Origin of the sequence: Kitasatospora sp. CB01950 (assembly GCF_001905465.1) — a bacterium.
Lineage (GTDB): Bacteria > Actinomycetota > Actinomycetes > Streptomycetales > Streptomycetaceae > Kitasatospora.
This window is the reverse complement of record NZ_LISX01000003.1, coordinates 445,027-469,089: the sequence shown is the minus strand read 5'-3', so window position 1 is coordinate 469,089 and position 24,063 is coordinate 445,027. Positions and strand designations below refer to the sequence as shown.

Sequence of the window (24,063 nt, the reverse complement as noted above, 5' to 3'; positions counted from 1 at the left end):
GGCCACTCGGGCGGAGGTTGACCAGTCTCCAAGTGGGGGTGGTGCCGGGTGCGGGCGGTGGGTTCGGGCGATCCGGCGGCTCCCGCGTGAATATCGTCAAACCGACTGCCCGGTCGGTGAGTTCGCTGATTTGATGGGAGCTTGGGGGAATCGGCCGTGGGTCGCTTGGGGGCGCGATGGTGCAGGCGGGTGGGCAGGTGCGTTTGCGGCCGTCGCCGCAGTTCCGGCGGCGGCGGGCGTCCGTCGCGGTGTTCGCGGCGGGCGCGTTCGTCGGCTGCGGGCTGCCGGTGCTCGGCGGGGCGGTGACGCGGCCGGCGTCGGTGCTGATCGAGGGCCTGGCGGCCGTGGTGTGGGCGGTGGTGCTGGTCCAGCAGGCGCTGGCGGCGTTCGCGCCGGTGACGGTGCTGGTCGACCCCGGTTTCCTGGAGCTGCGCGGCGGTCTGCGCAGGGTCCGGCTGCCGTGGGAGGCGGTCGAGGCGATGTGCGTGCTTCCGGTGCGCGGCGGCCCGCCGTCCTACCGGGCGCCGCAGTTCCGGGGCACGCTGCTGGTGCGGACCTCGCAGGGCAGCCCCGCCGGGTTGACGGGGCGCGGCTCGCCGCGCTGGTCGCCGTCCTGGCAGGGCATCCTGCTGGACCTGGCCCCGCTGGCGGCTTCGGTGGAGCGCCTGGACCAGGTGTTCGCGCCGTGGGCGGCGGACCGCTGGCGCGGCGTCGACCGGTTGCCGGACGGCCCGGGCGGGGCCTCGGTGTTCGCCTCTGGCGCGCTGCTGTCCTGGCCGGGCCGGGTGCTGCTGCGGATCCACGGCTTCCTGCTGCTGGTGACGACCGTCGCCGCGCTGTTCGCCATCCACCTCTTCAACGAGTTCGCGGGCCAACCGGTGCTGGTGGTCCTCGCGCTGGTCGTGTCCGGCACGGTCGGCTTCCGCCGGGCGCTCCTCGGGCTGTCGCGGGCCTGCGAGCTGCGGGTGGAGGGCCGGGGCGTGGTGGTGACGGTCGGCGGCCTGGAGCGGACGGTGCCCTGGTCGGACGTCGCCTCGCTCGGGGTCGAGCAGCGCACCGTGTCGGCCGCCGCGCAGCGTTTCCACGTGGTGACGGTGCTGGCCCGGCTCAACGCGGGCGCGAGCCGCCCGGCGCCGCTGCCGCACTGGCCGTTCCGCGCCGACGGGGAGACCGTCGAGCTGCTGCCGGTGCACTCCCCGGCGCACGGCCTGCTGCACGGACTGACCGTGTTCCCCGCCCAGTTGGCGGACGCGCTGGCCCCGTACGGCGCGGATCTGCTCGCCGGGCACACCCGGCGCGCCGAGTCCGTCGCGGGCGAGGCCGTCACTCTGCGGGTGGGGCCGGGCCGGGGGTCCGCGCACCGGAGCCTGGCGTCCGCGCTGCGCGCCGCGCCGCCCGACCGGCCGCTGCGCCTGCTGATCGAGCCGGGCCGCTACCGGGAGCCGGGGCCGCTGGTGCTGTCCGGCACCGTCGAGCTGGCGGCGGCGGGCGGCGAGGGACAGGTGGTGATCGAGACGCCCGAGCAGTCCCCGCTGGAGTGCGAGGGCGACGTCACGCTCGACTCGCTGACGGTGCAGGGCCGCGGCGCGGTCGCCGTCCTCGCCACCGGCCGCCTGGAGCTGCGCCGGTGCCGGATCGACGGGCCCGGGGAGCACGCGCTGCTCGCCGGGCAGGGCGCCGAACTGATCGTGCGGGACTGCGAGATCACCGCGGGCCGGACCGAACTCGTCGGCGCGACCGGCACGTTGGAGCGCACCGCGTTCCGCGGGGCGAGCGGGCACGCGCTGGTGCTGCGGGAACGGGCGAAGGTCGTCGTCACCGACTGCACGGTGACGGACAGCCGGGGGCGCGGCATCGACGTGACCGCGTCGACGGCGGAGATCCGCGGCTGCGAGTTCCGGGGCACCGGCGACGCCGCCGTCGCGGCCGGCGACCACGCCGAGGTGCAGGTGCTGGGCTGCCGGATCGACGAGGTGCACGCCACCGGCCTGGCCTTCGACCGGCAGGCGCACGGCACCGTCCAGGACACCACCGTCTCCGGCGCCACCACCGGCCTGTACGTGGCGCGCGGCGCCGAACCCAAGGTCCGGGACTGCCTGTTCGCGCACTGCCGGGACACCGGCGTGCTGGTCGAGGACCAGGGGCGCGGGCGGCTGGAGAAGTGCCGGATCGAGAACGCCGGCCGGCACGGCATCGGCGTCGCCTCCGGCGGCGTCCCCGTGGTCGAGGACTGCGCGGTGGCGTTCGGCGGCACCGGCGTCTCCGTGCACAAGGCGCGCGGCGACTTCACCCGGCTGCGGGTCCACGACCAGGCCGAGAGCGCCGTCGAGGTGCAGGAGGGCTCGGTGGTGGAACTCGCCGAACTGCGCCTGGAACGCTGCCAGTACGGGGTGAGCGGCCGCGGCACCGGGGTGACGATCCGGCTGGTCGGCGCGGTGATGGCCGACATGGTCGCGTCCGGGCTGCTGCTGCAGAACACCGCGCGCGCCACCGTCGAGCACGTCACCGTCGAACGGGCCGGCCTGTTCGGCCTGAACTGCCGCGACGACAGCCGGCTGACGGCCCGCGACTGCACGGTGACGAAGGCCGGCGAGGCCGGGCTGCTGGCCATCGGCAGCACCAGCGTGGAGATCGACCGGCTGGAGGTCACCGCCAGCCGCGACAAGGCCCTGTGGGTGCGCAACAACAGCCAGGTGGTCCTCACCGCGGTCCGCGTGCACGGCGCGGGCAGCGACGGCGTCCGCTTCGAGGACAACGTGTACGGCAGCCTGACGGACTGCGAGGTCACCGGCTGCGAGGGCGAGCCGGTGGTCTCCAACGACCGGGTGCAGCTGGAGGACGTCCGCACCGGCGCCACCGTCGAGGACATCCTGCAGCCCGAGGCCGGCCCGATCACCGAACTCCAGCGCATGATCGGCCTCGCCGAGGCCAAGCGCCAGGTCGACGTCCAGGTCGACCTGCTGCGGCTCGCCCGCTGGCGCTCCGACACCGGCCTCCCGCCGCCGCCGCGCGCCCACCACCTGGTCTTCTCCGGCCCGCCCGGCACCGGCAAGACCACCGTCGCCCGGTTGTACGGCCAGATCCTGGCGGCGCTCGGCGCGCTGAAGAAGGGCCACCTGGTGGAGGTCGCGCGCGGCGACCTGGTCGGCGAGTACCTCGGCCACACCGCGCAGAAGACCCGCCAGGCCTTCGAACGCGCCTCCGGCGGCGTGCTGTTCATCGACGAGGCGTACAGCCTGGCGCGGCGCTTCGGCGCGAACAGCGACTTCGGCCAGGAGGCCATCGACGTCCTCACCAAGCTGATGGAGGACCACCGGGACGACATCGTGGTCATCGCGGCCGGCTACACCGAGGAGATGCGCGCCTTCCTCGACTCCAACCCCGGCCTGCGCTCCCGGTTCTCCCGCATCCTCGAATTCGACCCGTACGAGCCCGCCGAGCTCACCGAGATCGTCGCCCGCGAGGCCGAACGCCACACCTACCGACTCGCGCCCGACGTCACCGACCGGCTCCTCGAACGGTTCACCCGCCGCGAGCTGCGCGGCGACCCGGCGAACGCGCGCGACGCCCGCACGCTGCTGGAGGAGATGGTCGAACACCAGGCCACCCGGCTGGCCGGCTCCGGCACGCCCAGCCGCGAGGAGCTGATCCTGCTGCTGGCCGACGACATCCCTGACGAAACCGCTCGCCTGTGACCCCCGACGAGGCCCTCGACCTGCTCCTCGCCCACCTCGACCCGGCGGTCGAGGACCCGTCCCTGATGGCCTGGTACATCACCCCCGAGGCCACCGCCGCCGCCACCGTCCTCCGCGCCGGCGGCGTCCCGCCCGCCACCGACCTCCCCGTCGACCACGCCGTCGTCCTCGGCTACAGCGACCTGTTCGCCTACATCGTCGGCGCCGGGCAGGACCGGGCCCTCCTCGGCGAATCCCTGCTCTGCATGCTCGTCGTCCGCCGCGACCTCCCGGAACGGGTCCCTCCGGGGTTCCTCCCGGCGCTGGCGGTGGCCGCGGGCGAGGACGCCCCGCGTGGCGAGCGGGCCCCGGCCGACGAGGGCCCCACCGGGCCACCCAGGGCGCAAGGCCCGGCCCCCGACGGCCTGTCCGTCCAGGACGCGTGTCAGGCCGGGGAGGCGATGGTGGTGGCGTTCCAGCGGTGGGAGCACACCGGGGCGCCCGCCGTCGCGGTGCGGCTGCTGCGGCGGGCGGCGGCCGACTGCCCGGCCGAATCGCCGTTGCGGGGCAGGGTGTTGTCCTCGCTCGGGGTGGCGTTGCTGTCCGACCATCTCGACCGCACCGACCTGGTCCCGCTCGCCGAGTCCGTGCGGGCCGGCCGGGAGGCCGTCGCCGCCGTGCCGGACGTGGACGGCGAGCAGGCCCGCAGGCACGCGAACCTGGGGAAGGCGCTGCGGTTCTGGGCGGAGACGACGGCGTCCGTCGAGGCGAACCGGGAGGCCGTCGCCGAGGCCCGCGCCGCGTTGCGGATCGGCCCGCCGGGCGACCCTCAACACGCGTTGTACTCGGTCGAGTTGGGGATGTACCTGGCCCAGGCCGCCGTCCTGTTCGGCGATCTCCGTGCGGCGCCCGAGGCCGCCGGGCTGCTCCGCGAGGCGGTTCGCACCGCCGACCCCGCAGACCCCGACGGGTACGCCGAGCGGCTCTGCCACCTGGGCCTGGTGCTGATCGCCCAGGCCCGGGCGGAGGACCGGCCCGCGCTGCACGGCGAGGGCGTCGCACTGTGCCGGCAGGCCGTCGCGGCCGCACCCACCCCCGCGGCCCGGCTCCAGTACCTCTGCAACCTGAGCGTCGCCCTCCTCGACTCGCCGGACGACGACACCGCGGCCACGGCCCTCGTGCTCGCCGCCGCCCGCGAGGCCGCCGACGGCGCCCCGCCCGGCAGCGCGCTGTTCGCCGACGCCCGGATTCTGCTGGCCCTCGCGCTGAACAGGCGTTATCTCGCGGACGGCCGCCCGGAGGACCTCGCGGAGGCGATCGCCCGCGCCACCGAGAGCTTCGAGGCGACCCCGCCCGGCCTCCCGACGCGCCGCCTCCAGCGGGGGGCCACGCTGGCGAACCTGCTGGGCCTGCGCGCCGCCGGCGGCGACGACCCGTCGGCGGAGCCGCTCGCCCTGCTGCGGAGCCTGGTCGACGAGCTGCCGGACCCCACCCCCGACCGCGCGCTGGCGCTGCGCCACTTGGCCGAGGCCCTGCACGGGTCCGCGCCGGACGAGGCCCTGGAGCGCTACCGCGAGTGCCTCGAACTCCCGTCCCCCGGAGCGGAGTTCGAGGCCGAGGTGCGCGCCCTCCTGGGAACGGCGCTGGCCCGCCGGACCGGCGGGGACAGCTGGCAGCAGGCCCTCGCCTCGCTGGGCCGGTCCGCCGACCTGCTGCCGCCGGGCGACCCGCGGCGGTTGGAGGTCGAGTGCCGGATCGGCGCGCTCTGGGTGCGGCGCGGCGAGGAGACCGGCGATCCCGCGGCCTGCCGCAGGGGCGTCGCGCTGCTGGCAGCGGTCGTCGCGGCGGACCAGGGGTGCGCGTCCGCGGACCGGGTGGACCACCGTCTGCTGCTGGGCGACGCCGTGCTGCGCCTGTCCGATCACAGCGGCGAGCAGGACCTGGTGGACGACGCGGTCGCACCCCTCGAACAGGCCCTCGCCATGCTGCCGCCGGGCGACCCGCGACGGCTCGGCCCGGCCGGCCTGCTGGCCGGTGCACTCAACTCGACGGCCTGGGCGCGCTCCGACACCGCCGCCCTCGACCGCGCCTCCGCCCTGCTCACCGAGGCGCTGGCCGTGCCCGGCGGGGACGACGCGTACCGGGCCGAGTGCCTGGCGTCCCTCGGCCGCAACCTCCGGCTGCGCTACCACCTCACCGGGGATCCGGCGCACCTGGAGCAGGCCGTCGTCCGGCACCAGGAGGCCCTCGACCTGACCGGACCGACGCCCGACCCGGCGACCCTCGGCGGCCTCGCCACCTGCCTGTCCAACCTGTACGGCCTCCGGCCGGACCGGCAGCTGCGCGAGGAGGCGATGCGGTGCTGCCGCACCGCGCTGGACCGCCTGCCGAAGCACCATCCCGAGCGCGCCTCGCTCCAGGCCGACCTGGGCTACCTGGAGTGGTCGGCGGCCGGCGAGTCCGGTTCGGCCGAGCAACTGGACGCCGCACTGGGCACGTTGTGGGCGGCCGTGGACGCCGCGCCGGAGGGCCACGACAACCGGGGCCTGGCGCTGACCAACCTGGGCGTCGCCCTGCTCGACCGGGCGGGCCGGACCGGCGACCGCAGCTGGGAGATCCAGGCGACCTCGGTGTTCCGCACGGCCCTCGACCACACCGGGCCGTCCTCGGCACAGCGCCCGGTGGTGCTGAACAACCTCGCGACGGCCCTGATCGACCTGGCCGCGACCACGAACGAGCCCGCGCTGCGCGCGCAGGCGCTCGACCTGCTCGAAACGGCGTCCGCCCCGGGCCCGGGGATGTCGCTGGCGCGGGAGCGGGCCGCGTTGAACCTGGCGGTGCTGCGGTTCGGGCAGGCCCGCGAGAGCGGCGACCCGGCCGCGCTGACCGAGGCGTTCCGCCGGTTCGAGGACCTGGCCGACGAGTTCCGCGCGCCGCACCCGCTGCGCGCCCTCGCACTGGCGCGGCTGGCCAACGCGGCGCTGCGGCTGGCCGAGCTGCCGACCGGGCGTCCGGTGCGGGCGGTGCGGTCCGCGCGGTCGGCGCAGTGGGCGTTGCGGCAGGCCGCCGCGGCCGCCCGGGAGGCGCTGGCCGTCGAGGCGCTCAGCTCGGACCCGGTGCATGCGCTGGCCCGGCGGACGCTCGCGACGGTGCAGCTTCGGCGGGCCGCGGACGGCGAGCAGGTCGATCTGGCGGAGGCGGTCCGGCTGATCCGGCGCACCGCCGAGGATCCGGCCTTCCCGCCGCACAACCGGCTGGAGGCGGCCCGGTTGTGGGGCGCCATCGCGGCGCGCACCGGCCGGTACGCGGAGGCGCTGGAGGGTTTCTCGCACGCGGTGGGTCTGCTGCCGGTGGTGGCGCCGCGTCACCTGGCGCGGCTGGACCAGGAGGACCGGCTGAGTTTCGGCCAGGGGTTGGCGAGTGCGGCGGCGGCGCTGGCGCTCCGGGCGGGCGATCCGGCGCGGGCGCTGGCCCTGCTGGAGCAGGGCCGGGGCGTGCTGCTGGCGCAGGGCCTGGACAACCGGGGCGACCTGTCGCGGCTGCGGGAGCTGGACCCGGCGCGGGCGGCGGAGTTCGAGCGGATCCGGGACCGGCTGAGCCGGGAACATCCGCTCGCGTCGTCGGCGGCGTCCGACGCGTTCTTCGCGCAGGGCGCGGCGGGCGCGACCGCGGGTGCGCTGCGGGACGCCGAGGAGCGCCATGCGCTGTCCCGCCGCTGGGACGAACTCCTGGACGAGATCCGCACGTTGCCGGAGCTGGACGACTTCCTGCGGCCGCCGACCACGGAGCAGCTGCTGTCGGTGGCGGAGCGCGGGCCGGTGGTGGTGGTCAACGTCAGCGAATTCGGTTCGCACGCGCTGCTGCTGGCCGACCGGACCGGCCGCGGGCCGCGCATCGAGGTGCTGCCGCTGCCGGACCTCACGCCGTCCGAGGTGGCGGTGGCCGCGCAGGCGTTCACCGAGAAATGGGTCGATCTCGCCTACGGGGACGAGGGCCTGGCGCGGGCCAGGCAGGTCATGGACGCGCACAAGGGCTTCCTGGCGTGGCTGTGGGAGGTCGTGGCCGCGCCCGTGCTGGACCGGCTGGGCCTGCGCCACACCCCGCTGGACGGCGAGGAGTGGCCGCGGCTGTGGTGGTGCCCGACCGGCCGGCTGGCGTTCCTGCCGCTGCACGCCGCGGGCAAGGGCCAGGCCCTTCCCGGCACGTGGGTGATGGACCGGGTGGTCTCCTCGTACACGCCGACCGTGCGTTCGCTGCTGCGCTCCCGCCGCCGCACGGCCGCGCCCGACACGCCGCGCCGGCGGCCCGCGCCGCTGGTGGTGGCGCTCGCGCACACGCCGGGCGGCCCGCCGCTGCCCGGCGCGGGCCCGGAGGCCGACCTGGTGGCCGGGCTGTTCCCGGACGGGCTGCGGCTGGACGGGGAACAGGCCACCGTCGAACGCGTGCGCCGGGCGCTGTACGGCCACGCGTGGGTGCACTTCAGCTGCCACGGCGTCACCGACCCGGACAGTCCGTCGAACAGCGGGCTGATCCTCCACGACGGCCGGCTCAGCGCCCTCGACCTGTCGGCGCGCCGCCCGGTCGACGCCGAACTCGCCTACCTGTCGGCCTGTTCGACCTCGCAGGGCGGCCTCGACCTGCCGGACGAGGCGGTGCACCTCGCGCCGTCGTTCCAGCTCGCCGGGTTCCGCCACGTCATCGGCACGCTGTGGAGCGTCTCCGACCGGATCGCCCGCCACGTCACCGGCGAGTTCTACACCGCGCTGAGCGAGGACGCCGCCCGGGGCCTACCGTTCGACCCGGCACTGGCCCTGCACCACGCCGTCCGCCCACTGCGCGAACGCCTGCTGCCCGCACCGCACTTGTGGGCGGCGCACGTCCACATCGGGCCCTGATCCGGACAGCCCTAACGGCCTTCCGGGCCGCCGTTCTCGGGGGCCGCCGAGGTGTCGGGTTCGCTCTGCGCGGTGCCGGATCCGCCCTCGGGGCCCTGTTCGGGCTCGGACGCTCCGCCGCCGATCCGGAAGATCCGCCGGGGGCGGTGCTCCTCGATCAGGCTCTCCAGCGACAGCCCGTCATCGCTGTCCCTACCGTCCTTCTCGTTCCGACCGCTCCGTGCTGTCATCGTCCCGCTCCCTCCGTGCCACCGGCACCGGCGCCGGCGCCGCCAGCAGTTCCAGCACCTCGATCTCGCTGCCCTTGACGTACACGCCGGAGGTGCCCGGCATCCGGCCGAGGAACGCCCCGTCGCTGCCGAGGCGCCACTGCGATTCCAGATAGATGTCCTGCGGCTGCGGGAACGCCGACACCGCCGACCGCGATCCCAGCCAACCGCCCACCCACAGGCCGCCCTTGAGCCTGATCCGGACGAAGCACGGCTCGCGGTCGGCGAACAGGAAGTCCCACGCCGTCGGCGTCGGCTCGTAGTGCGCCCGCTCCCGGCGACGGCGCACCACCGCCGCCGCCCACGCCGCCCAGGACGGGACCACGACGACCAGCAGCAGCACCGCCAGCCCCGCCTGCCGCGGGTGCCGCAGCACCCCGGCGAGCGGTCCGCCCTCGCCGCCGTCCAGCAGCCGCGCCAGCCACGGCCCCGCGGCCACCGCGTACACGGCGTCCAGCAGCCCGCTGATCGCGATCGCCCGCAGCGCCCGGTTCTGCGGCTCCTGCTCGGCGGCCTGCGGCCCGCGCAGCCGGTCGGAGACGGCCTGGTAGAAGATCCCCGGCAGCACCAGCGCCACCAGGACGGCCAACTGCTGCACCGTACTCGGAACCACCGTCGCCCCTCCCCACCCCGCGTCCCCCCACCCTAGCCGAGCGGTCCGCCACCTCGGGCGCGCTTCAACGGAGTTGACGACGCGGCATGCCCCCGAGCGGGTTGTCGACGATCAGCGGCAGCGATCCCTCGGCCAGCCACGGGTGCCCCGGGCAGTGGTCGACGTGGGTGTGCCCGCCGTCCGTCGTGGACGCGATGTCCCGCAGCACCTCCGCCAGCACCTGCCGCCCGGCCGCGTCCCCGCCGATCACCAGTACCCGCCGCTCGCCGTCGACGCTCACCAGCACCCCGGGGCCGTCCGTCGCGGCCACCTCGATCGCCGCCAACACCCCTGCGGAGAAGGTGAGATGTCCTTCCCCGGCCACCACCGCGTCCGCGAGCGCGGCGAGTTCCTCCGCCGTCGCCTCGACCTCGACCTCCCCGAACTTCGGGTCGCCGCTCAGTTCCATTCCGTGTCTCCCCGCCCGAACCCGCCCGAACCCGCCCGAACCCGCCCGACCCTACTCGTCCTCGTCCTCGTCCTCGTCCTCGGATTCCGCCTGCGGGATCGTCCAGCGCAGCACCGTCCCGCCGGAGCCGTCGGGTTCCAGCGTCACCGGGTGGACCAGGCCGCAGTCCCGTCCGCCGTGGTGGCTCATCGCATGGTCGGCGGCCTCCCAGTCGATGCCGAGGACCTGGCAGCCGGCGACCTCGATCGTGCCGGCCAGCAGCGGGTGGTCCGCGCCCGCCTTGCGGAAGCGCTGCTCGTCGGTGTGCTTCTCGACCGTGACGGCGACGCCCTTCCCGCGCAGGCCGCCGCGCCACTTCCCGATCTCGGCGGCGAGCGCCTCCGCCTCCGGCACCGGCAGGTCGAGCCGGCCCCAGACGCTCTGGCCGTGCGTCCCGACCTGCTCGCCGCCGAAGGGCGGGTGGGCGTCGTCCGCGTGGAGCCCCCAGTAGGTGACGTCGGCGAGGCCGTCGGCCGGTTCGCCGTTCAGCCCGATCCAGGCGTCGAGCGCCACGCCGTCCCCGACCACCATGCCGCACCGGTCCACCGGAAGATCCCCGAGCTGGACCGGCTCGTCGCTCTCCCCCGCCCAGGGCAGGCCGAGTTCGACCTCCAGCACCGCGATCGCCGGCTCCTCGGTGTACCAGGAGAGCCCGGTCCGCGCTGTCACCCGCAACGCCCGGCCCCCCGCCGCCGGAACGGCCACCGCCTCGTACTCCCCGTCCGACAGATGCCCGCCACCGGCCGCCGCCGCCACCCGGGCCCGCTCCGACGACAGCCCCGACTCCGGCCGGCGGTCGGCCCACGACACCATCCCGAGCACCAGCACCCCGGACGGCACCGTCACGAACCCCAGCTCCACACGTTCTTCACTCACCCCCCGATCATTCCCCGTCCCCCTGGCCCGCCGGTCCTGCCCCACGCCCGGCGTCCGACCTGCCATCGGCTACTCTGCACGCCCATGGGTGAGTTGATCGTGATCAGGCACGGCCAGACCGAGTGGAGCCTGTCGGGCCGTCACGCCGGTCGCACCGACGTTCCGCTGACCGCCGCCGGCGAGGCCTCGGCCAGGGCGCTCGCCCCGCGCCTCGCCGAACGTCGGCCGGTCGCCGTCTTCAGCAGCCCGCTGAGCCGGGCCATGCGTACCGCCGAACTGGCCGGCCTGACCGGCGTCACGCCCGATCCCGACCTGCTGGAGTGGAACTACGGGACCTACGAGGGGCTGACCGCCGAGCAGATCCAACAGTCCTGCCCCGAATGGGACTTGTGGCGCGACGGCGTCGTCGGCGGTGAGCAGCTCCACCAGGTCGCCGCCCGCACCGACGCCGCCCTGGACCGCATCCGCCCCCTCCTCGCCGTGGGCAACGTCGCCGTCGTCGCCCACGGCCATCTCGCCCGTATCCTCACCGTCCGCTGGCTCGGCCTCCCCCCGTCCGCCGCGGGCCTCCTCGGCCACCCCCACCCCGGCACCCTCGCCGCCCTCTCCACCGAGGACGGCCGCCCGATCCTCGCCGCCTGGAACGTCCCGTAGCAGCGGACAGGCCCGAACCTCCGTCCGGGCGGCGTCAGTTGTCGTCGGCCGCCGTGCGGGGCCAGTGGCGCAGGGTCGCGGCGACGATGCGGGGGTGGGCCAGTCCGGCCGGGGAGCCGGTGAGGCTGACGGCGTTCCAGACGGCGGTGGCGACCTTGGCGTCGGTGGCGGCGGCGGCCATGGTGGCGCGGAAGGACTTCGCCAGCAGGGCGGCCAACGCCGGGTGGGTGCCCGGGACTTGGGGCATGGAGCGGTCGGCGAGGGTGGCGAACAGCCAGGACAGGTGCAGGGCTTTCGCGGCGGACCGGTAGAAGCGCCGGGGCAGGTCCCGGGTGCCGGCGGCGAGGCAGTCGCGCAGGGCGGCGGCCTCCAGGGCGGCGACGGTCATGCCGGCGCCGTAGATTGGGTTGAGGCTGCAGATCGCGTCGCCGGTGGAGATCAGGCCGTCGGGGAGGCGGCGGAGCCGCTGGAAGTGCCGGCGCAGCGCGTGCGGGTAGGCGAACGCGGCGACGTCGGTGACCGGTTCGGCCCGCCGGAGCGTCTCCCCCACCTCGAAGGGGGCCAACTCCCGTGCGAAGGACAGGAATTCGTCCGGCGTGGTGGGAGGGTGGTCGGCGCTGCCGAAGCCGTACAGGGAGAGCACCCAGAGGTCGTGCTCCTGCTGGGTGAGGACCAGGCCGCGTGGGCGGGCGGGCGTCGCGCCGACGAGCAGCGCCCGGTCCGGGCCGAGTGCGTCCGGTGGGAGCCGGTAGCGGCGGCTCGCGTAGGCCACGTCGACGCGCATCCGCTGCTCAACGGGCTTGTCGTAGCCGAGAGTTCGCAGCCAGATGGCACCTCGTCCGGCCCGCCCCATGGCGTCGACGACGAGGTCGGCCCCGATGTCTTCGGCGGTGTCGGGCGCGCCGGGCCGGGCCACTCTGGCCCCGGTGACCCTGGTGCGGTCCGGGGTCGCGAGGGGTGCGATCGCCTCCCGCCCGTCGAGTACGCGGACGTTGGGCGCGGCGCAGACCTTGGCCCGCAGCCGGTCCTCCAGGAACGGCCGTCCGGCCTGGAGGACCGTTCCGAGCGGTACTCTGTGCAGCAGGGAGCCGAAGAACACGATGCTGACCTCGCTGAGCGCGGTGACCAACGTGGCTCCCTCGGCGGCGAGTTCGTCGACGAATCCCGGGAAGAACTCCTCCAGGACGTTCGCCCCGCGCACCGTCAGCGAGTGCACGTGCGCCCCTTGCGGCACGCCCCGCCGCGCAGCACCGCCGCCGCCGCCGCCGCCGCCGCCCGCGAACGCGTCCCGCTCGAGGATCGTCACCCGGTCGAACACCTCGGACAGCACCCGCGCGGCGCAGAGCCCGCCGATGCCCGCGCCCAGCACCAGCGCGTGACCGGTGCCCGTCCCGCCGCCACGTGCCGTCTTCACCATGCGATCCGATCTGCGAGGAACCACCACTGCCGCCCACTGCCCACTGCCCGTTCCCCGCCCCGCGCCGTCCACACCCGGCAGGCGGCGGCGCGCAGTTGGCCGTCGGGGGCGCGAGGCGCGGCGTCCACCACCGCACGGCGGGTTTTGACGTTGCCATGACGATTTCGCATCCGTACCATTCAGGCCTACCGGCGGCGGCACACCGTCGCGCAGAGCGCTCTCGGGAAGCGGGTCTTCCATGGCTGCTGCACCGTCCACCCGTCGTCGCCGCCCTTTCGGCGCCCTCGGCCTCCTCCTGTCCGGCGGTCTGCTGGCCGCCGCCCTGCTGGGCACCGCCCCGGCCGCCCCCACCCCACTCAGCGCCCGGTCGCTCGTCGCGCAGAGCTGGGGCGACGACTTCGACGGTCCGGCCGGCGCGGCCGCCGATCCCGCCAAGTGGACGGTGGAGACCGGAGGTTCGGGCAACGGGAACCACGAACTCCAGTACTACACGGCCGGTGCGGCCAACGCCGCGCTGGACGGCCAGGGCCACCTGGTGATCACGGCGAAGCGCAGCACCGACCCCAACCTCTCCTGCTGGTACGGGACGTGCCAGTACACCTCGGCTCGGCTGAACACCTCCCGCACCTTCACCCAGGCGTACGGCCACTTCGAGTCCCGCATCAAGATCCCGCGCGGGCAGGGGATCTGGCCCGCCTTCTGGATGCTCGGCAACGACATCGGCACGGCGGGCTGGCCGACCAGCGGCGAGATCGACGTGATGGAGAACATCGGCCGCGAGCCGGGCACCGTGCACGGCACCATCCACGGCCCGGGCTACTCGGGCGCGGGCGGCATCGGCGCGCCGTACTCGCTGCCGGCCGGGCAGTCCTTCGCGGACGACTTCCACACCTTCGCCGTGGACTGGAGCCCGTCCGCCCTCACCTGGTCCGTGGACGGCCACGCCTACCAGACCCGCACCCCGGCCGACCTCGGCGGCAACCGCTGGGTGTTCGACCACCCGTTCTTCGTGATCCTCAACCTGGCCGTCGGCGGCGACTGGCCCGGCAGCCCGGACGGTTCCTCGACGTACCCGCAGACCATGGTCGTCGACTACGTCCACGTCACCACCTCGGGCTCCGGCCCGCTGCCGTACACCGGCCGGATCACCGGCCCGGGCGGCATGTGCGTGGACGTGGCGGGCGCCTCCGGCGCCGACCGCACCCCGATCCAGCTGCACAACTGCACCGGCAACGCCGCCCAGCAGTGGACGGTCGGCACCGACGGCACCGTCCGCGCCCTCGGCAAGTGCCTGGACGTGGACGCCGCCTCCCACAACGACGGCGCGACCATCCAGCTCTACACCTGCAACGGCACCCCCGCCCAGCAGTGGTCGTACAGCGCCCGCGCCCTCGTCAACACCGGCTCCGCCAAGTGCCTCGACTCCCCGAACGGCTCCTCCGCCGACGGCACCCGCCTCCAACTCTGGACCTGCAACAGCACCCCGGCCCAGCAGTGGACCCTGGGCTGACGCCAGGTCAGTCGGTCACGGGCCCGAGCGGGGTGACCGTGACGGTCGGCCGGCCGACGGTGCCGATGCTCGCGTTGTCGAAGGCCCGGTCGACGTGCGCCCGGTCCGCGTCGTCGCGCTGCCGCCACTCGTCCTCGGTCACCCGCCGCGACCGGCCGGACGGTCGGTCAGCCGTGGAAGTTCTGGTCGCGCCCGGCCTGGTACACGTTGCCGTTGGTGACGGTGGCGTGGAAGACCGTGCCCCCGGCGGCGCGCTGCTCCGGCGGGAGGGCGGGCGTCAGTTCCTCGTCCAGGACGCGGCGGATCTCGGCGGCGAGCGCCGGGTTGTCGCCGATCAGCCGGCGGAAGCGCCGCTCCCAGTCGCCCGCGAGGGCGGTCAGCGTCTCGTCCTCGGTGCCGTCGGCGCGGGCGCGCAGCACGTCCTCGCGGGTGTCGTCGAGTTCCTGCTCGATGGACTCCGCGCGTTCGGGGCGCAGCCGTCGCCATGCCCCGGCGACGGCGGTCTTGGCGCCTTCCCAGGCGTCGGTGGCCAGCAGGGTGACCACGGTGGTGGCCGCCTGCCCGGCGAGCACGGCCGTGGTGACCTGGTCCGGTTCCATCTGCACTCCCCCGTTCGTCGACGTGCTCATGATTGCCGCGATCTCCCGTGTCCCTCACGGTGGTTGACGTGTCGTCACGGCTCGGACGGCACCTGGCTGAGCGGGGCGGCCAGCGACTCCAGGCTGCGGCGTTCGGCCTTGACGCCGATCACCGCCTCGACCAGGCCCGCCAGCACCATCAGCGTCGCCCCGATGCAGAACGCCAGTGTGGCGTCGGCGACTTCGCCGCTGGAGACCAGGCCGTTGAAGAGCAGCGGGCCGGAGATGCCGCCGGCAGCGGTGCCGACGGCGTAGAAGAACGCGATGCACAGCGCGCGGGTCTCCAGCGGGAAGATCTCGCTGACGGTGAGGTAGGCGGCACTGGCCCCGGCGGAGGCGAGGAACAGCACGGCCGTCCAGCAGGCGGTCATGGTGGTGGCGTCGAGCGAGCCGCGGTGGAACAGCCAGGCGGTGCCGAACAGCAGGACGCCGGAGCCGATGTAGGTGCCGGCGATCATCGGCTTGCGGCCGACGGAGTCGAAGAGGTGGCCGAGCAGCAGCGGGCCGAGGAAGTTGCCGACGGCGATCACCGCGAAGTAGTAGCCGGTGTGGCCGGTGGGGACGTCGAAGAACGTGGTGAGGATCGCGGCGTAGCCGAAGGTGACGGAGTTGTACAGGAAGGCCTGGCCGATGAAGAGCGCCAGCCCGAGGACCGTGCGGCGCGGGTAGTGCGAGACGAGGGTGCGGGCGATGGTGACGAAGCCGACCGGGCCGCGTGCGCGGATCCGGATCGGCGGTTCGTCCACCGGCGGGAGGGGCTTGCCGGTCTCGCGTTCGACGATCCGTTCGGCCTCGGCGACGATCTCCTCGGCCTCCCGGCGGCGGCCGTGGGTGAACAGCCAGCGCGGGCTCTCGGGGACGTGCCGGCGCACCAGCAGGATGACCAGGCCGAGCACCAGGCCGATGCCGAAGGCGAGCCGCCAGCCGACGTCGGTGGCGAACAGCGAGGTGTCGAGCAGCGCGATCGACGCGAACGCGCCGATCGCCGCGCCGATCCAGAAGCTGCCGTTGACGATCAGGTCGATCCGGCCGCGCACCCGGGCGGGGATCAGTTCGTCGATCGCGGAGTTGATCGCCGCGTACTCGCCGCCGATGCCGAAGCCGGTGAAGAACCGGCACAGGAAGAAGAACCAGGCGGTCCAGGACAGCGCGGTGACGGCGGTCGCGGCGAGGTACACCGCGAGGGTGATCATGAACAGTCTCTTCCGGCCGAGCCGGTCGGTGAGCCAGCCGAAGAACAGCGCGCCGCAGCACGCACCGGCCACGTACAGCGCGGCGGCGACGGTGGTGACCTGGGCGGTGCTGATGGCGATGCCGCTGCCGGGTTCGGCGAGCCGGCCGGCCAGGTTGCCGACGATGGTGACTTCCAGGCCGTCCAGGATCCACACGGTGCCGAGGCCGATCAGGATCTGCCAGTGCCAGGGCGACCACGGCAACCGGTCCAGCCTGCCGGGGACGTCGGTCTCCACGGCCTGGTCCCCCGCGCGCTGCGGTGCGGACATCTCGACCCTCCCTCGCTGCGGTCTCTCGCGCACCCGGCGTTTTCCGGACGCACCGTCAGCGCGTCTGCCCACCGCTCCCCCCGGCACACACCTGGCCGCCCGCCGATCGGCTCAACCGTGCAGCACGGCGCGGACCGGCGCGGCGCACCTGGTGCGGTGGCGTTCGAGCAGGTCGGCGAGGGCGGTCATCGGGGCGGGCGGGCTTCCAGGCGGTCGGCGTGGATGCGGGTCTCGAAGCGGGGCTGCGGGGCGGTGGCGGGGCCCTGCACGGGGTGGCCGTCGCTGAGCCGGAAGCGGGACTGGTGCACCGGGCACTGCACGCAGCCGTCGACGAGTTCGCCCTCGGCGAGCGAGCCGGCCATGTGGGTGCAGCGGTCGGCGAGGACGGTCCAGCTGTCGTCGGAGCGGTGCACGACGAGGACGGCGACCTCGCCGAGGCGGCGGCGCACGGGGACGTCGGCGGGGAAGTCGCCGGTCGTACCGAGCGGGTGCCAGTCGGGCGGGGCGAGCCGGAACTCGGCTTCGGCGTGGGCGGCGCCGGCGGCGTACCGGTAGGCGAGGTGTCCGCCGAGCGCGGCGGCCAGGCCGACGACGGTGGTGCCGCTCAGCCCGAGCAGGCGGCCGCGCAGGCCGTGGCCGTGGCGGCGGGCCCGCAGCGAGCACAGGTGGAACGCGGCGCCGGTGGCGGCGCTCGCGGCGTGCACCAGCCCGGTGCGGCGCTGGACGGGCGGCAGCCGGGACCAGTCGACCCAGCCGGACCAGAACACCGGCGGCAGGCTGATCAGCCCGGCGGCGGTCAACCGGCGGGCGGCGAGATCGTCCGTGCGGGTGAGGTCGAGCAGTCCGGCGGCCAGCCAGCAGCCGATCGGGGTCTCCACCAGCACCGGGTGCAGGGGGTGGCCGAGCGGGACGCCGTGCAGCAGGTCGCGGGCGCGGCCGAGCGGCAGGGCCTGGACGAAGGAGGCGAGGCGCTCCGCCACGGGGTCGAGGAACGTCCAGTGCCCGGGGACGTCCAGCCAGTCGGCGGGGCCTGCGTGCAGTTGTTCCATGCCGGGGCGGCTGTCCACTCCCCCGGACCCCAAACACCGGCCGGGGGCGGCCGGCTCAGCAGACAGGGCGGGCCGCAGCCGTTCAGCGCGGCACCTCTTCGCTGCGGCACTGTCCCGTGCGGGGTTCCGCCGGAGGGCGGAGCGTCTCCAGCCAGACGCGTTTGCCGCCGCCGGGCACCGGTTCGCTGCCCCAGACGGCGGCGAGCCGGTCGACCACCCGCAGCCCGTGGCCGCCCGGCCGGACGAGGGCGTGCGGGGCGCGCAGCACCGGCATCCGGTCGTCGCTGTCGCACACCGCGACCCGCAACAGCGGTCCGCACCTGGTCAGTTCGAGCGCGTAGGGGCCGGCCGCGTGCTGGCAGGCGTTGGCGACGAGTTCGCCGGTCATCAGCAGGACGTCCTCGGCGGCGGCGCGGCCGTCGGCGTCGTGTGCGGGCAGCCAGCCCCAGGCGTGCAGGGCGCGGCGGGTGAACTCGCGGCAGCGTGCGACGGCCCCGGGCGCGACGTCCAGCGGCAGGGTGCGGCGCTCGGTGCGGCCCTGGACCGGCAGACCGTTCATCGATGCTCGCCGGGCCCCTGCACATCCGCGCCGGTGAGCTCCGGCATCCGCACCACCGGGGCGCCCGGGGGACGGCGCAGGGTGACGGCGAGGGCGGCTTCGACGACAGGTCGCGGGTCCACGGTGCGAACACCTCCTGCCGGACGCTGTGACTCTCCGCCGCGGGGCGGCTCGGTCCGCGCGGGTACCCGGTCCGGCGGGGGCTCAATCACCGCCGGTGTCGGAGGCGGGCCCGGTGCGGCCCTCGATCTGTTCGCGCAGGCCGGTCAGGGTGGCGGCGAGGATCCGGGAGACGTGCATCTGGGAGACGCCGATCTCGTGGGCGATCTCGCTCTGGGTGAGTCCGCCCCAGAACCGCAGCAGCAGCACGGTGCGTTCGCGTTCGGGCAGGCGGCTGATGAACGGCCGTGCCACAACTCGCAGTTCGGCGATTTCGAGGGCGGGGTCGCAGCAGCCGAGCCGGTTGATCAGGGCGGTGCCGGTGTCGTCGGAGTCCTCGTCGCGCAGCGAGTCCAGCGAGTCGCAGCGGCAGAGCCGTCCGGCGTCCAGCCCTTCGGCGGCCTCGGCCTCGGTGACGTGCAGTTCCTCGGCGAGTTCGGCGGTGTCGGGCAGCCGGCCGAGGTCCTGTTCGAGGCGGTCGGAGGCGCGGGCGGCGGCCAGGTAGCGTTCCTGGACGCTCCGCGGGACCCGCAGCGGCCAGGACGTGTCGCGGAAGAACCGTTTGATCTCGCCGGAGATGGTCGGGATGGCGTAGGTGACGAACTCGACGCCGCGGTCCGGGTCGAACCCGTCGACGGCCTTGATCAGGCCGATCGTGCCGACCTGAAGGATGTCGTCGAGCTCCTCGGGACGGTGCCGGAACCGGCCGGCGACGAACCGCACCAGCGGCATGTTGAGCTCGATCACGGTGCCGCGCACGTAGCTGGACTTCGGTTCCTCGGGCGGCAGTTCGGCCAGTCGCCGGAACAGCGCGTCACTGAGTTCGCGGGCCTCGCACTTGCCCATGGCGCGCATCTCGCGCCGGGTCGGCCGGTACATCGGGTCGATGTCGCGCATCGTCTCGATGTCGCGCACCACGTCGGTGTCGCGGCCGGCCGTGGCGCGGTGGTGGTCGTGTCTCCGGTCGGGGCCGTTGCGGCGCACCGCCGGTTCGCGGTCGGTCATGGTGGTCACGGGGAGTCACCTCCCGGGGACGGCGCGGCGCGCTCCGGCGCGTCGAACGCCCCACTTGTACCGATCGAGCCCCTACCCGATCGAGTGAGTTTGAACCTGATTCGTCCCGTTTCACCAGGGTATGCGCGACATGACCCGCCCGGCGACGGAAGGAGAGCGGTCATGCCTGCCGGATCGAGCCCCAAGCGGGAGCGCCAGCACGAGCACATCGAGGAGAGCCAGCCGAAGCGCGGTGCCGAAGGCCGGTCGACGATCGACAAGCACCGGCTCGAGAACGCCCCGGGGCGGTGAGCACGATGACGATGCCGATCCCCGGCGACCCCGACATCCGGCCGCCCGATCCGCCCGACAGCCCGCCCAGGCCGACCGACCCGCCCGGCCCGTGGGCCCCGACCCGGCCCCTGCCGGACCCGGACCCGCCGCTGTCGCCGCCCGTCCCCGAGCCCGGCGGACCCGGCCCCGGCGGACCCGAGCCTGAGCCCTCGCCTTCGCCCGAACCGCAGCCGGCCGCTCCCCCGCCCGGCGGGTAGCCGCCCCGCCGCCCCGCCACCCCGCCGCCCCGCCGCCCCGCCACTGCTCCGATCGGGTGAGGCCCGGCGCGGAGGCGGGCGGCCCGGGCCGTCCGCCGCTAGCGTCCTGCGGATATCGGACCGGGAGAGACGCATGCGGTGGACGACAGTGGCGGAGGCAGCCGTGTGGTGGGCGGCACTGTGCGCGCTCTACCTCGTCCTGATCTCCGCCGTCGGCCCCCTGGAGTTCGCCCTCGGCGCCCTGGCCGCCCTCCTGGGCACCCTCGCCGCCCGGACGGCCGCCGCGACCCTGCGGCACCTGCCGCTCACCGCCGCCCTGCGCCCGCCGCTCCCCGAACACGCCGCCCCCGCCCGCCCGTTGCCCCTGCACCCGGCAACCCCCTGCGGCTACCCGCCCTCCCCCGAACCCGCCCTGCTGGAACGCGCCTTGACGCCGACCCGGTGAACTCCCGCCCGGACGAAGCGGCTGCTCGGCGCCGCGTCAGGGGCGGCCTCGACGCACTCCCGCACCGGGCTCTCCTTCGACAACTGCGCCTTGCCACTGCCGAGTTCGGGCAGCAGGGAGAGGACCCCGAGCGCCGCGAGCCCGGCGCCCAAGCACAGCGTGGCCCTCAGCCCGAAGCGGTCGACGGCCAGGCCTCCGACCGAGGAGCCGATGATCACGCCGAGGGTGATGAAGAAGGCGTGGACGGTGTGGACCAGCGGGCCCGGGTTGCCCACGCGCTGGATGCGGACGGTCATGGCACGGCCCCCGAGGCGAACCCGGTGACCTCGGCACGGCCCGTCACTTCGCGTCCACGGCCCGCGCCTCCGCGGCGGCGAAGAACTCCAGCAGCCGGGCATTGACCACGTCCGGCCGCTCCAGCGTCAGGCCGTGGCCCGCGCCGGGAACGATCTCCGCCCGGACGCCCGGGATCAGCGCCTCGACCCTGCGCAGCACCCGGCCCGGGCGCAGCAGGGCGCTGCGGGCGCCGATCAGGACGAGGGCGGGGACGGCGATGCGGCGCAGGTCGTCGTCCGGGAACGGGGGTGCGGCCGGCCGGCCCGCCGGCTTCCAGGTGCGCATGGCGAGCATCAGCGGCGCGAGCATCTCGGGCGGCGCGGCCAGCGCGGGGTTGGCGAGCAGCCGGGCGAGGGCGGGGCGAAGTCGTCGGGGGGCGAGCATGCCGAACAGGCCCGCGATCATGTGGACGTAGAACCGCGCCGGGACCTTCTCGATGCCGCCCGGGTCCAGCGGCGCGACGGAGGCCAGTCGGCCGGGCCCGCGGACGGCCTGGTTGAGGGCGAGCCAGCCGCCGTACGAGACGCCGACCAGGTGCACCCGCTCCAGTCCGAGCCCGTCCAGCACCTCGCCGAGCCATCCGGCGTTCTCCTCCGGCCCGGCGGCGACGGCGCGCTGCACGCTGCGGCCGGGGTCGTCGAGGGTGGAGACGGCGTACACGGGGCGGTGGGCGCCGAGGGCGGCGATCTGCGGGTGCCAGTTGGCGGGGTGGCCGGCGTGGCCGTGCAGCAGGACGACGGGGTTGCCGGTGCTCGGGCCGTAGTGGTGGACGTGGACGGTGCCGTAGGAGGTCTCGACGTCGAGGGCGTGGTGCGGGGTGGGCCACAGGTCCATGGCCCGGTCGTAGGCGGCGAGGAACGCGGTGCGCGCCTCCTCGCTGACGAAGTGTCCGACGCTGGTCCTGGTCATGGGCGGGCCCCTCCCCGATCGACTTTTGGTGGTATGGTTGTACCACAAAAATGTTCGAAGGGGTTCGGATGCCGAAGCTGGTCGACCACGAGGAACGGCGGGCCCTGATCATCGACGCCCTGCTGCGCGACGCCGCCCGGACGGGCCTGCACGCCGTCACGATGCGCTCCGTCGCGCTGGAGGCGGGCGTCTCGGTGCGCCTGGTGCAGTACTACTTCGACACCAAGGAACAGCTCCTCCTCGCCACCCTCACCCACCTCGGCGTACGCATGGGCGAACGCGTCCGCACCCGGGTCCGGGCCGCCACCGCCGGCTCGGCCACGCCGCCCACCCCGCGCGAGATCGTCGAGGCGGTGCTGCTGGAGGCCGTCCCCACCGACGAGGAGAGCCGCACCTTCCACCTCGTCTACACCGCGTACGCCGTCCTCTCCGTCACCGACCCGGCGCTCGCCGGCCAGTCCTTCATGGCCGCCCCCGACGAGATGGAGGCCTTCCTGGTCGCCCAACTCACCGCCGCCGCCGTCCCCGACCCGGCCCTCGAAGCCGTCGCCCTGCTCGCCCTCTCCGCCGGCCTCGGCCTCAGCGTCCTGCTCGGCCAACGCACCCCCGAGGCCGCCACCGCCGTCCTGCACCACCACCTCGGCCGGCTGTTTCGGACGCCGCCCCGGGACTGCTGACCTGCCCTCGGTGTCGACTGCGGGACGATTTATTTTACGAGTAAATCACCTGTTAATCTCTTCTGGTGAGCACACAACCGTCGACCACCCCACCTGCTCGCCGCATCCCCTTGCCACCGCTGCGCCAGGTGCTTCGGCTGGGAACCCCGGCGGACATCTGGCACAAGCCCGCCGTCAGCGCCGTCGTCGCCGTGGGGGCCGTGAACCTCACCCTGCTCGCGCTCGGCCGCCTCGACCTCGCGCTCTACACGATGGCGGGCTGCCTGTGCGCCCTCTACGGCCACGGACTCCCGTACCCCGCCCGGGCCCGCACCCTCGCCGCAGTGGCCGCCGGCACCGTCCTCAGCACGGCCGTCGCGCTCACCGCCGCCTCGCTCACCCACTCCGCCGCCGTCCTGGTCGCGGTCTGCGCCGTCCTCGCCGCGCTCCACAAGCTCGCCTGCGAGGCGGGCCGGGTCGGCCCGCCCGGCGCCCTCATCGTGACCTTCACCAGCACCACCTGCGCCTTCGTTCCCCAGCGCCTCGCCGATCTGCCCGCGCACCTGGCGCTCACCGCCCTCGGCGCCGCCGTGGCCTGGCTGGTCTGCATGGCCCCGGCCCTGGTCCGGCCTTTCGGACCCGAACGGATCCTGACGGCACGCGCCCTCGAAGCCGCCGCCCGCCTCCTGTCCGGCGAACCCGACCGGCGCCCCGCCGCCCGCACGGCGCTCGCCGCCGCCGTCAACGCCGCACGCCACACCCTCGTGCCGGACTCGGCGCCCGCCGTCGCAGAGCCGCGCCGCCGGACCGTGGCCGGTCTGGAACGCCTGCTCGTCCGCAGCGAGTCCGCTCTGGCCTCGACACCGGCACGCCACGACACCGACGCCGACACCGCCAGGCGGTACCAGCGCTGGGCCCGCGACCTGCGGCGCAACCGGCCGCTGCCCGCCATCGAGCTCACCGCCGCCGAAGCCGCCGAACTGCGCGACGCCGCCGAAGCGGCAGCGGCGGCCGCGCGCCGGCCCTCGCGGTGGCACGCGCTGCGCCCCGGCTCGCCGCTGCTGCCGATCACGCTGCGGGTCGCGCTGGGCTGCGCGGCCGCCGGGTGGGCGTCGATGGCGCTGGGGGTCGGACGGCCCGGCTGGGCGGTGGTGACCGCCGCCTCGATCTACCAGGCGAGCGCCGGCCTGTCCTGGCAACGCGCACTCCAGCGCGTGCTCGGCAACCTGCTCGGACTGCTCGTGTTCACCGCGCTGCTGCCCGTCTCCAGGACCGGACAGCTCGCCCTGGTCCTGATCGCGCTGGCCTGCAACTTCGCGACCGAGGCGACGATCGCCCGCAGCTACTGGCTGGCAAGCGCCTTCGTGACACCGATGGCACTGCTGATGACCGAGTTCGCCGGCCACCAGGACGCCCGGACCATGGTGGCCGACCGCTGGCTGGACACCTGCCTGGGTGCCCTGTTCGGCCTCGCCGCCTGTCTGGTGGTCACCAACCGCCGCACCAGCACCCGCCTCGACCGCGCCCTCGCCGCACTCCTCGCGGCCACCGAATCGGCCCGCACCGCCGTCGCCGACGCACCGACCGCCGTCGCGGCCCGCCGCCGGCTCTCCCACGCACTGGTGGAACTGCGCGAGGCCACCGACATCGCCTCCGGCGAGTGGTGGCAGCGCGTCCTGCCCCAGCGCCGGATCGCCCAGGCCGAGCGGGAAGGCCACGGGCAACTGGCCGCCATGCTCGACCGCCGCAGCGGCTGCGAACCGTCTCCGGCCTGCCCCTAGGATCGAAGCCCGGCCACCGGACCCGACACACCCGAGCAGCGGGCCGACCCGGTGCCGAACACCCGGTTCGGACAGCGATCGCCCGAAGCG

22 protein-coding genes are annotated in these 24,063 nt (G+C 74.9%); 8 read left to right on the top strand and 14 right to left on the bottom strand.

Features of this window, described 5'->3' with window-relative positions:
* Positions 1-197: 197 nt before the first annotated feature.
* The gene (locus AMK19_RS10515; protein WP_143200142.1) at positions 198-3,695 is read left to right on the top strand and encodes a right-handed parallel beta-helix repeat-containing protein; all 3,498 of its coding nucleotides are present in this window, start codon (positions 198-200) and stop codon (positions 3,693-3,695) included.
* On the top strand, positions 3,692-8,569 hold the full coding sequence (locus AMK19_RS10510) for a CHAT domain-containing protein (RefSeq protein ID WP_083646639.1): 4,878 nt from the start codon (positions 3,692-3,694) through the stop codon (positions 8,567-8,569). The genes AMK19_RS10515 and AMK19_RS10510 overlap by 4 nt, the downstream gene beginning before the upstream one ends.
* An 11-nt stretch (positions 8,570-8,580) precedes the next feature.
* Here AMK19_RS10510 and AMK19_RS10505 read toward each other — a convergent pair whose 3' ends face one another.
* The 4 genes from AMK19_RS10505 to AMK19_RS34270 form a co-directional block, all read right to left on the bottom strand.
* Entirely contained in the window at positions 8,581-8,799 is a 219-nt protein-coding gene (locus AMK19_RS10505) for a hypothetical protein (protein ID WP_073810330.1), read from the bottom strand.
* On the bottom strand, positions 8,762-9,451 hold the full coding sequence (locus tag AMK19_RS10500; protein WP_073810328.1) for a DUF6338 family protein: 690 nt from the start codon (positions 9,449-9,451) through the stop codon (positions 8,762-8,764). The genes AMK19_RS10505 and AMK19_RS10500 overlap by 38 nt, the downstream gene beginning before the upstream one ends.
* Before the next feature lie 64 nt (positions 9,452-9,515).
* Positions 9,516-9,899, bottom strand: a complete 384-nt coding sequence (locus AMK19_RS10495; protein ID WP_073810326.1) for an Imm32 family immunity protein — start codon at positions 9,897-9,899, stop codon at positions 9,516-9,518.
* Positions 9,900-9,950: 51 nt separating this feature from the next.
* On the bottom strand, positions 9,951-10,814 hold the full coding sequence (locus AMK19_RS34270; RefSeq protein WP_083646638.1) for a hypothetical protein: 864 nt from the start codon (positions 10,812-10,814) through the stop codon (positions 9,951-9,953).
* Positions 10,815-10,898: 84 nt separating this feature from the next.
* Between AMK19_RS34270 and AMK19_RS10485 the strand changes: the two genes are divergently transcribed.
* Positions 10,899-11,468: a histidine phosphatase family protein gene (locus tag AMK19_RS10485; RefSeq protein ID WP_073810324.1), complete on the top strand. Its 570-nt coding sequence runs from the start codon at positions 10,899-10,901 to the stop codon at positions 11,466-11,468.
* Between the two features lie 34 nt (positions 11,469-11,502).
* Here AMK19_RS10485 and AMK19_RS10480 read toward each other — a convergent pair whose 3' ends face one another.
* On the bottom strand, positions 11,503-12,885 hold the full coding sequence (locus tag AMK19_RS10480; protein ID WP_073810322.1) for an NAD(P)/FAD-dependent oxidoreductase: 1,383 nt from the start codon (positions 12,883-12,885) through the stop codon (positions 11,503-11,505).
* 238 nt (positions 12,886-13,123) lie between these two features.
* Here AMK19_RS10480 and AMK19_RS10475 point away from each other — a divergent pair, with 238 nt between their 5' ends.
* A complete protein-coding gene (locus AMK19_RS10475) occupies positions 13,124-14,395 on the top strand; it encodes a glycoside hydrolase family 16 protein (protein WP_073810320.1) in 1,272 nt (423 codons plus the stop codon).
* A gap of 7 nt (positions 14,396-14,402) precedes the next feature.
* Here the strand turns inward: AMK19_RS10475 and AMK19_RS38035 are convergent, their stop codons facing one another.
* From AMK19_RS38035 to AMK19_RS10450, 7 genes are all read right to left on the bottom strand, one after another.
* Positions 14,403-14,537, bottom strand: a complete 135-nt coding sequence (locus tag AMK19_RS38035) for a hypothetical protein (protein WP_274536965.1) — start codon at positions 14,535-14,537, stop codon at positions 14,403-14,405.
* A 25-nt stretch (positions 14,538-14,562) separates the two neighbouring features.
* A complete protein-coding gene (locus AMK19_RS10470) occupies positions 14,563-14,994 on the bottom strand; it encodes a hypothetical protein (RefSeq protein WP_073810854.1) in 432 nt (143 codons plus the stop codon).
* A 74-nt stretch (positions 14,995-15,068) separates the two neighbouring features.
* The gene (locus AMK19_RS10465; RefSeq protein ID WP_073810318.1) at positions 15,069-16,535 is read right to left on the bottom strand and encodes an MFS transporter; all 1,467 of its coding nucleotides are present in this window, start codon (positions 16,533-16,535) and stop codon (positions 15,069-15,071) included.
* Positions 16,536-16,720: 185 nt separating this feature from the next.
* A complete protein-coding gene (locus AMK19_RS10460; protein ID WP_073810316.1) occupies positions 16,721-17,584 on the bottom strand; it encodes a Rieske 2Fe-2S domain-containing protein in 864 nt (287 codons plus the stop codon).
* Positions 17,585-17,666: 82 nt separating this feature from the next.
* The gene (locus tag AMK19_RS10455) at positions 17,667-18,143 is read right to left on the bottom strand and encodes an ATP-binding protein (protein WP_198953288.1); all 477 of its coding nucleotides are present in this window, start codon (positions 18,141-18,143) and stop codon (positions 17,667-17,669) included.
* On the bottom strand, positions 18,140-18,265 hold the full coding sequence (locus AMK19_RS38030) for a hypothetical protein (protein WP_274536964.1): 126 nt from the start codon (positions 18,263-18,265) through the stop codon (positions 18,140-18,142). The genes AMK19_RS10455 and AMK19_RS38030 overlap by 4 nt, the downstream gene beginning before the upstream one ends.
* A gap of 82 nt (positions 18,266-18,347) precedes the next feature.
* Entirely contained in the window at positions 18,348-19,307 is a 960-nt protein-coding gene (locus tag AMK19_RS10450; RefSeq protein ID WP_241844363.1) for a SigB/SigF/SigG family RNA polymerase sigma factor, read from the bottom strand.
* A 171-nt stretch (positions 19,308-19,478) separates the two neighbouring features.
* Here AMK19_RS10450 and AMK19_RS38025 point away from each other — a divergent pair, with 171 nt between their 5' ends.
* Together AMK19_RS38025 and AMK19_RS10445 are read left to right on the top strand one after the other, a co-directional pair.
* Entirely contained in the window at positions 19,479-19,607 is a 129-nt protein-coding gene (locus AMK19_RS38025; RefSeq protein WP_274536963.1) for a hypothetical protein, read from the top strand.
* Positions 19,608-19,979: 372 nt separating this feature from the next.
* Positions 19,980-20,291: a hypothetical protein gene (locus AMK19_RS10445; protein WP_083646637.1), complete on the top strand. Its 312-nt coding sequence runs from the start codon at positions 19,980-19,982 to the stop codon at positions 20,289-20,291.
* On the opposite strand, the gene AMK19_RS10440 is transcribed toward AMK19_RS10445, so the two are convergent.
* Positions 20,234-20,587 carry a hypothetical protein gene (locus AMK19_RS10440; protein ID WP_073810312.1) on the bottom strand — a complete coding sequence of 118 codons (354 nt, stop codon included), beginning with the start codon at positions 20,585-20,587 and terminating at the stop codon, positions 20,234-20,236. The genes AMK19_RS10445 and AMK19_RS10440 overlap by 58 nt on opposite strands.
* Positions 20,588-20,630: 43 nt before the next feature.
* Positions 20,631-21,536: an alpha/beta fold hydrolase gene (locus AMK19_RS10435; protein WP_073810310.1), complete on the bottom strand. Its 906-nt coding sequence runs from the start codon at positions 21,534-21,536 to the stop codon at positions 20,631-20,633.
* Positions 21,537-21,604: 68 nt separating this feature from the next.
* On the opposite strand from AMK19_RS10435, the gene AMK19_RS10430 reads away from it, so the two are divergent.
* The gene (locus AMK19_RS10430; RefSeq protein WP_073810308.1) at positions 21,605-22,213 is read left to right on the top strand and encodes a TetR/AcrR family transcriptional regulator; all 609 of its coding nucleotides are present in this window, start codon (positions 21,605-21,607) and stop codon (positions 22,211-22,213) included.
* A 65-nt stretch (positions 22,214-22,278) separates the two neighbouring features.
* Positions 22,279-23,973 (top strand): FUSC family protein, encoded by a 1,695-nt coding sequence (locus AMK19_RS10425; RefSeq protein WP_241844328.1) that lies wholly within the window; start codon positions 22,279-22,281, stop codon positions 23,971-23,973.
* The last annotated feature ends 90 nt before the right edge of the window (positions 23,974-24,063 follow it).